Raw genomic sequence first — 7,550 nt, 5'->3', positions numbered from 1 at the left:
GCGACGGTTTCCGAGGTGGAGCGGATCTGGTCCGCCAGCCGCTCCATATTGGTCATGGTGGAGTGGATGCTACTGTCGGCGGCATCGGTCTGTTCGGTGGTCTCGTCCACCTGGGAGGAGACGGCGGCGGCGTGCTGGGCCACGTCCTGGGCGGTGGCGGACATCTCGTTCATGGCCGCAGCCACCTGGTCGATGCGCTGGTGGCTCTGCTCGGATTTCTCGGCAACGGTGTGAGCACCCTGCTTGATGGACTCGCCAATACCCTGCAGGTCCGCCGCGTTGGATTGGGTTGTCGTGCGGATCTCGCTGAGGAACTGGTGCAGTTTGCGGGCGGCGTTGGCCAGGGAGCCCAGTTCGTCGTCGCGGCGGATGGTGGCAGGATCGGACAGGTCGCCATCCCCGAGCTGTTCCAGCTGGGCGATCAGGCTTAACGTTGGGCGCATCATGCGGCGATTCACGAAAACGCTGGTCAGAAAGGCGCTGGCAAGCATCGCCAGAACAATGGCAGTGGCGATTGTTGGTAAGCGGTCGCCCGTTTGATCCGTCATTGCAAGGAAGGCGATAGCGATACTGCCCATGACCAGATTGGTGGCAAACAGGATGGCCGTGATCTGATAGGAAAGTCGTTTGCTGAGAAGATTCACCGTGAAAGCCTCAGTGGGTTTGCAGTCGAGAACGGGAGTGTGGTCCTGAATCTATCGGCGATCGGGCCCGTTACTTGAGGATAGGGCATTGAAAAAAGCGGGTTTTGGGGGGCGCAACCTGTCAATGGGAGACGATGTCCGCGGTGCCCGGTTGCAGATCCGGTGCCGGCATGGCCAGCCAGGCGCCCTGGGAATAGTTGATGCCAAGGCTCACCACCTTGTCCTGGACGGCCTGGTTGTGGACGAACTCCGCTACCGTCTCAATGCCCAGGTTGCGGGCAAACTGGACAATGCCGCGGGTCACCCGCAGCGCGGTCACGTCCTGGTCCAGGTTGCGGATCAGGCTGCCGTCGATCTTGATGATGTCCACGTTCAGACGCAGCAGCTGTTCGAAGTTGGAATAGCCGGTGCCGAAGTCGTCGATGGCGATCTGGCAGCCGTAGGGTTTGACCTTCTCGATAAAGGCCATCACCTCGTTGTAGTTCTCGATGCCGTCGGACTCGAGAATCTCGAAGATCACCCGCTCGCCGATGCGGCTGTCCTTCATGGCGTCCAGAATGGCAGTCAGCACCTCCGGTTCCATGAGGTCGTTGTAGGACAGGTTGATGGAGAACTGGTAGGGGCTGTGCCGGAAGCGGGTAAAGGATTTTTGCACCATCAGCCGGGTAAGCTGACGATCCAGCCGGAGCCGGCGGGCAATACCCAGGAACTGGCCGGGGCTGACGACGCCCAGCTCCGGATCGCTGAGCCGCACCAGGCATTCGTATTTGGTGACCCGCCCCAACTGGTTGTCGTGGATGGGCTGGAAGTAGGGCACCACCCGATCGTTCGCCAGGGCGTCCTTGAGGCGCCTGGCCCAGTGCAGGTTATGCTCAAAGGCTTTTTCCACCGCCTGCTCCGGCCGGTAGATCTGGAAATGGCGGTGCTGTTCGCGGGCCTGGCCCAGGGCGATGGTGGCCTGGCTCAATAGTTGGTCCGAGGCTTCGGATTCCTGCTGGTCGCGGCAGGCGATGCCAATGCTGGCATCCACGGTCAGCACCTGCTGCTGCCAGTGCACTTCCTGGGTACGGATGAAGCCGTTGAGCCGATCGGCAAAAGCCGCCAGCTCCGGCTTCGGCGCGGCCTGCCCCAGCAGCGCGAACTCATCGGCGGCCAGGCGGTACAGTCGGCCCCGCAGGCTCTCGCCATGGCTCCGGCTGAATCGCTTGATCCGGCTGGCCAGGGTGATCAGCACCTGGTCGCCGCAGCGATTGCCAAACAGGCTGTTGATCTCCTGGAAGCGGTCCAGGTTGATCAGGACCAGGGTTGCCGATGGCGTCCGGGCGAGGTCGCGGAGCAGCCGGGCCCGGTTGGGCAGTCCGGTCAGGCTGTCGGTGTAGGAGGCCCGCAGTTCGCGCATCAACTGGATGATGCGGTACGCCAGAAACACACTGAGCAGCAACAGCACGGATCCGGTCACCGCCAGGATCTGGAAGTTGGCCCGGCGCATGGGCGCCAGTACCTGGTCGATCTCATCCCGGGGGACGCCGGCGCCATAGACAGTGCCCGCCGCGGTGGCTGCGTAAAAGAGCTCGTAGACCCGGCCGTTCACCCTCAGGGCGCGGGTCTGCAGGGCCTCGTCGCTGTCGCCCGCGGAGTCGGTGGAGGCAGACAGGTTCTCCGCCAGGATGGCATCGATGAGCTTCTGCTCCAGCAGGGTGTCGTTGCCGCGGGCAAGGCTGGAGAGGTTGCGGTTGTTGCGGTCGTTCAGGAAGGCAAAGCTGTTGGCGGTGACTTCCACACGGCTGACCAGTTCGATGACCTGATCCGAGGTCCAGTCGGTGGTGGCCATGCCGATCAGCTCGCCCTGGTCATCCACCATGGCCGCGGCCAGGGTGAGCAATGCCCGGTTGCTGTTGAAATCGAAGTACACCGGTGACCAGTACACCTGGCCCGGTGCCTGGTCCGCCAGGGTCCAGTCCGGCCCCAGGGTGCGGTCGAACCAGGCGGTGGTTCGAAAGTCGTCGTTATTCGCACCCTTCACCCGCTGCAAGGGCTGCTGCGGATCGGGCTTGATGAAGTAGGCGGCGTAATGTTCACCTGCCGGCGTCAGGTAGCCGGGTTCGAACCAGAGCCCGGCACCGAAGGCGCCGTCAAAATCCTGAAGATGGGCCCGTAGGGCCGAATCCAGCATTGTGAGGGCGTTTGCCGGCTCAGTTTCCGGGGCCATGCGGTAAAGGCTTTCTCCCAGTCGGGCCAATGCGGTGGTGTGCTGGGCTAAAGCCTGCTGGCGGGCATGAATGCGGGCCAGGCCGGTCTGCACCACATCTTCGATCTGTTGGCGTCTGAGGTCGGAGAGGGCCTGCTGGGAGTAATTGAGGTTGAGCTGGGAAAGCAACAGCATGCCGCCGGAAAACAGCAGGATAAGCAGCCCCAGCAGCCAGATGATCGACGCCATGGAGGTCTGCTTGGGCCAGAATCTCAGAACCGGACGCCATGGGAACCGCATCGCTGGCAACCTTTCGGATTATTGTGTCTTCGTTATCCCGCTTGAGTCGCTGCGCTCCCGGAGCACGGCCTTGGCGCCGGCGTGTCCCTGCCCGGCGGCTTGATGGTACCACTTTTCAGCCCGGGCCGGGTCTGCCTCGACGCCCTGACCGTTGGTGTACATACGGCCCAGCAGGTAGGCCGCCTCACTGGACTCGGCGGCGGCCTTGCGGGCCCATTGGTGGGCCTGGCGATAATCCGCCAGGGCGTGCGAAATCAGCGCCATGTTGGCCTGGGCCCGGACGTCGCCGGCTTCGGCGGGCTCCTGGCAGACCCGGCGCGCCTCAGTGAAGTTCCGGATGGTGGTCAGCAGGTAACACTCACTGAGCTGGTCATCCTGTATCGGCGCCGCTGCCTGGGCAGACTCCTCGGGGTTCTCTGCCTGCTCGGCTTTCTTGGCTTTCTCGGCGCTGGCCTGGCGCTCCTGCTCCCCTGCCAGGGCCCGCTCATAGGCGGCCACCTGGCCGGGGCAGGAGAAACTGTAGCCGGCCCGGTAACTTGTCAGCGTCTCCTCGGTCCTGGGTTTGGCGGCAAAATTCTCGGCGATGGCCCGGCAACGACGGTCCCGCTCCCGGCGCACCCGCTCCAACTGCCCCGAATAGGCCGGATCGTCAGCGTGCTTGGCGAGGTAGCGGGTGAGTGGGTCAATGTAAGGTTGATCAAAGAGTTCCGCCAACTGGTCGCGCTTGGCAGGCGCCCTGGAAGGAGCGGTTTCGTCTGCGGCAGGGGTTCTTTCGCCGATCCTGCTGAGGGCGTCACCGGTTCTGGCCAGCAGGTCGGCCGAGGTTGCCATCAAACGGTCTTTCTGTACGGACGCGCAACCGCCGAGCAGGGCAAGGCTTATCAGCAGTATCGTCCATCGGTACATCTTGGGGCACCCCGGGTTGGGAATGTTGGCATGGGCATTCAGCAGCCGGTTGTTCCCAGTATACGAGCAAGCGGGCCCGACGGACGAACGCGACGGAATTTTTGAAGTTGATTCGAGTCTTTTGGCTTGCTGGGGGCAGATCTGCGATTTCTGGCTGGAATGGTCCGATGAGGAGGTAGTGCAACCATACTGTGACCACGTAGTGTAACCATAAATTGTCCAAACGTAGACAAAAGCGAACAATGAAATTCGACCGGCACGATCATTTAGTAACCGAGAGCTGGGCGCCTGCCGCAGCAATTGATAAGGTTAAATCCCACTTTAATCTTTGACGGGCAGGCGCGCATGAAAATCAGTGAAATTGCCGAGCGAACGCAGTTGGCACCTTCCAAAATCCGCTTTTATGAACGCATCGGATTACTGAAGAGCGTGCAGCGCAAGGCTAATGGCTATCGCAGCTATCCGCCGGAAGCGGTCACCGTGCTCAAGCTTATTACGACGGCGCAACACGCCGGATTTAGCTTGGATGAGCTGAGGTCCTTGCTTCCGTCTGACATGGAAACCTGGGACCACAGTTTTCTACTGCAATCCCTTCAGCAGAAAGTCCGGGATATCGAGGACATGGAGCAGAGACTGGCTGCCAGCAAAGCCCAGTTGCTGGATGTTCTGGCGGATATCGAGGCCAAACCGCAGGACATGGACTGTGCCGCGAACGCCAAACGGGTGCTTTCCCAGTATGGTCTGAGAAAGCCCGAACAGTGACCTCAGTCTTTCAGGGAGGCCAGTGGTTGGGGTGCATAGAGCGCACTTTGAAAGCGTGGAACCTAGTCATACCGGACCATCCCACCACGATCCAGACTGCGAATAAATTCCGAGAACTCTCCCTTACCCGGCGTAGGATTGACGGTGTCGTCATTTATGTCGAGGCGTGTTTTAGTTGGCGTGAATCGGCGTGGCCATAGATCAGATGTTCATTCTGATTCGTAATGATGAAATTGTTGGTCACAATGGCCTCTTCTTCTGAGAAATCCTCCATTCGATCGGTCTCTAAGACAAAATCCAGCTTCCCGCTTTTCTGATCTATTCCTGCAAAAGTGACCGAACGCTCACTCCATGATGTTGGATACGGGAGGCACCATAAGATTAAATCTAGCTTTAAGGTAATCGTTATTTTTCTGTTGACCTTAAAGTTGACTTTAAGGATAGAGTCGCCTCACATCCAAAGGAGGTGACTCATGAACGTATTTAAACCACTCTTGCTCCCAAATGGCGCCCAAGTACCTAACCGGATTGCCAAAGCTGCCATGGAAGAGAACATGGCGGATTCCAATTTCGCCCCGTCTGAAGGTCTCATTCAGCTATACCGCGCCTGGGCCGAGGGCGGTTCCGGTCTGTTGATCAGCGGAAATGTCATGATTGATCGTCGGGCGATGACTGGTCCGGGCGGCGTGGTTCTGGAGAACGACGAACAATTGCCACTCTTCAAACGATGGGCTGACACCGGGCGAGCCAAGGGCGCGCAGTTCTGGATGCAGATCAATCATCCTGGTCGTCAAATGCCGGGCGATCTGGCCCAGGAAACCTGGGCGCCCTCGCCGGTCCCAGTTGACCTAGGCAAGATGTCCAAGCATTTCAATCCACCACGGGAGCTCACGGATGAAAAGATTCAAGACGTGATTGCCCGCTTTATCAAAACAGCCAGGCTGGCCGAGCAGGCCGGATTTACGGGCGTCGAGGTTCATGGGGCGCACGGATACCTGATCAGTCAGTTTCTGTCACCGCTGACCAATAAGCGCCAGGATCGGTGGGGCGGCTCGCTGGAGAATCGTGCGCGCCTGTTGATCGAGGTGGTTCGCGGTATCCGCGCTACCGTGTCCCCAGAATTCGCCGTGGCCGTGAAGCTGAATTCCGCCGACTTCCAGCGAGGGGGCTTCAGTCAGGATGATGCGAGACAAGTTGTGTCAATGCTGAATCCCCTTAGCGTTGATCTGGTCGAGCTGTCAGGTGGCAGCTACGAGGCGCCCGCCATGCACGGCGGTGCCCGGGATGGTCGCACCCTTGCCAGGGAAGCCTACTTCTTCGAATTCGCCAAAGACATCCAAGCTGTCGCCAGAATGCCCGTGATGCTGACGGGCGGTGTGCGCCGCTTACCAGTGGCCGAACAGGTGGTCAGTAGCGGTGTGGACATGGTGGGCATTGCAACAGCGCTGGCCATCGACCCAAACTTGCCGAGAGACTGGGAAAACGGTCGAAACACCGCGCCCGAACTGTCCCCGATCAACTGGAAGAACAAGCCTTTGGCTTCCTTGGCCTATATGTCGGTGGTGAAATATCAGCTGCTTAAACACAGCCTGGGAAAGCCCGCCAAACCAGAGGTTTCACCGTTTTGGGCGCTGGCTTGCGGACAACTGAACAACACCGTTCTTAGCCGCAGGTATCGCAGGAAAATGGCGGCTTAGTGCGTGGGAGAGTGAAGCCAACGTTTTGGCTTCTTGAAGCGTTGGCAGGTCGAGTTCGCCATGATCGCCTGCACATGTTGTCGCATGTTTGACGGGGCTGGACGCTCGCTCTCGCGATTATTTGAACGTTTGCTTTGCGACCAAACAGGATCACGCTTTTGGCGCAGCCATTTCTGATTACCTAAGTAACCATAAGCTGGCCAGAACTGACATTTTATGGTTGCAACACCAGAGGTTCAGCGCGAATCAAAGGAGTGGTGGGCCCAGCTGGACTCGAACCAGCGACCAAGGGATTATGAGTCCCCTGCTCTAACCAACTGAGCTATAGGCCCTTTATCAAAACCAATTGCCGGCCTGCGGCAGGCAGTCCCTCAGGCCTTGCGCCCTCGGCACTGCGGGATTATGCCTCCCTGCGGGAGGTCCGGGGCAGCGAGCTGCCCGTTCGGTCTGCTGCGATCATCCACTGGATGATCGGTCAGCCCTCACCCCCAGCTCTAACCAACTGAGCTATAGGCCCTTTATCAAAAAACCAATTGCCGACCTGCGGCAGGCAGTCCCTCGGGCCTTGCGCCCTCGGTGCTGCGGGATTATGCCTCCCTTCGGGAGGTCCGGGGCAGCGAGCTGCCCGTTCGGCCTGCTGCGATCATCCACTGGATGATCGGTCAGTCCTCACCCCCAGCTCTAACCAACTGAGCTATAGGCCCTTTATGAAGCTGATAACCGGAGGGAAATCAGCGGGCGCCATTATACCCGTGAGGGTAGGGCGCCCGCCACAGAGGTTTAACCCTGATCGTCGATGAAGCCGCGCAGGTGATCGGAGCGGGAAGGGTGGCGCAGTTTGCGCAAGGCCTTGGCTTCGATCTGGCGGATCCGCTCGCGGGTGACGTCGAACTGCTTGCCGACTTCCTCCAGGGTGTGGTCGGTGTTCATCTCGATGCCAAAACGCATGCGCAGAACCTTGGACTCCCGGGCGGTGAGGCCGGCCAGCACGGAGCGGGTGGCTTCCCGCAGGCCTTCGGCGGTGGCGGAATCCACCGGTGACAGGGCCTGGAT

At 59.9% G+C, this 7,550-nt stretch carries 6 protein-coding genes and 1 tRNA gene; 2 read left to right on the top strand and 5 right to left on the bottom strand.

Annotation, left to right across the window (positions count from 1 at the left end):
- The 3 genes from R3280_RS15015 to R3280_RS15005 all read right to left on the bottom strand — a co-directional run.
- Window positions 1-644, bottom strand: a 644-nt coding sequence (locus R3280_RS15015) for a methyl-accepting chemotaxis protein (RefSeq protein ID WP_318999424.1), incomplete at its 3' end; no start/stop codon positions are given.
- Between the two features lie 121 nt (window positions 645-765).
- Window positions 766-3,081 (bottom strand): EAL domain-containing protein, encoded by a 2,316-nt coding sequence (locus R3280_RS15010; protein WP_318999423.1) that lies wholly within the window; start codon window positions 3,079-3,081, stop codon window positions 766-768.
- Between the two features lie 69 nt (window positions 3,082-3,150).
- A complete protein-coding gene (locus tag R3280_RS15005) occupies window positions 3,151-3,963 on the bottom strand; it encodes an SEL1-like repeat protein (protein ID WP_318999422.1) in 813 nt (270 codons plus the stop codon).
- A 420-nt stretch (window positions 3,964-4,383) separates the two neighbouring features.
- Here R3280_RS15005 and R3280_RS15000 point away from each other — a divergent pair, with 420 nt between their 5' ends.
- A complete protein-coding gene (locus R3280_RS15000; RefSeq protein ID WP_318999421.1) occupies window positions 4,384-4,800 on the top strand; it encodes a MerR family transcriptional regulator in 417 nt (138 codons plus the stop codon).
- Window positions 4,801-5,273: 473 nt separating this feature from the next.
- Complete coding sequence (locus R3280_RS14995; RefSeq protein ID WP_318999420.1) at window positions 5,274-6,497, top strand: NADH:flavin oxidoreductase/NADH oxidase family protein; 1,224 nt, start codon at window positions 5,274-5,276, stop codon at window positions 6,495-6,497.
- 255 nt (window positions 6,498-6,752) lie between these two features.
- Here R3280_RS14995 and R3280_RS14990 read toward each other — a convergent pair.
- Together R3280_RS14990 and R3280_RS14985 are read right to left on the bottom strand one after the other, a co-directional pair.
- A tRNA-Ile gene (locus R3280_RS14990) sits at window positions 6,753-6,829 on the bottom strand.
- A 448-nt stretch (window positions 6,830-7,277) separates the two neighbouring features.
- Window positions 7,278-7,550 (bottom strand): sigma-70 family RNA polymerase sigma factor (locus R3280_RS14985; protein ID WP_318999419.1); only part of this gene is annotated, 273 nt, incomplete at its 5' end.

Origin of the sequence: Marinobacter sp., from assembly GCF_033722195.1 — a bacterium.
GTDB lineage: Bacteria > Pseudomonadota > Gammaproteobacteria > Pseudomonadales > Oleiphilaceae > Marinobacter.
The sequence above is the reverse complement of the archived record's forward strand: the minus strand, read 5'-3'. Positions and strand labels throughout refer to the sequence as shown.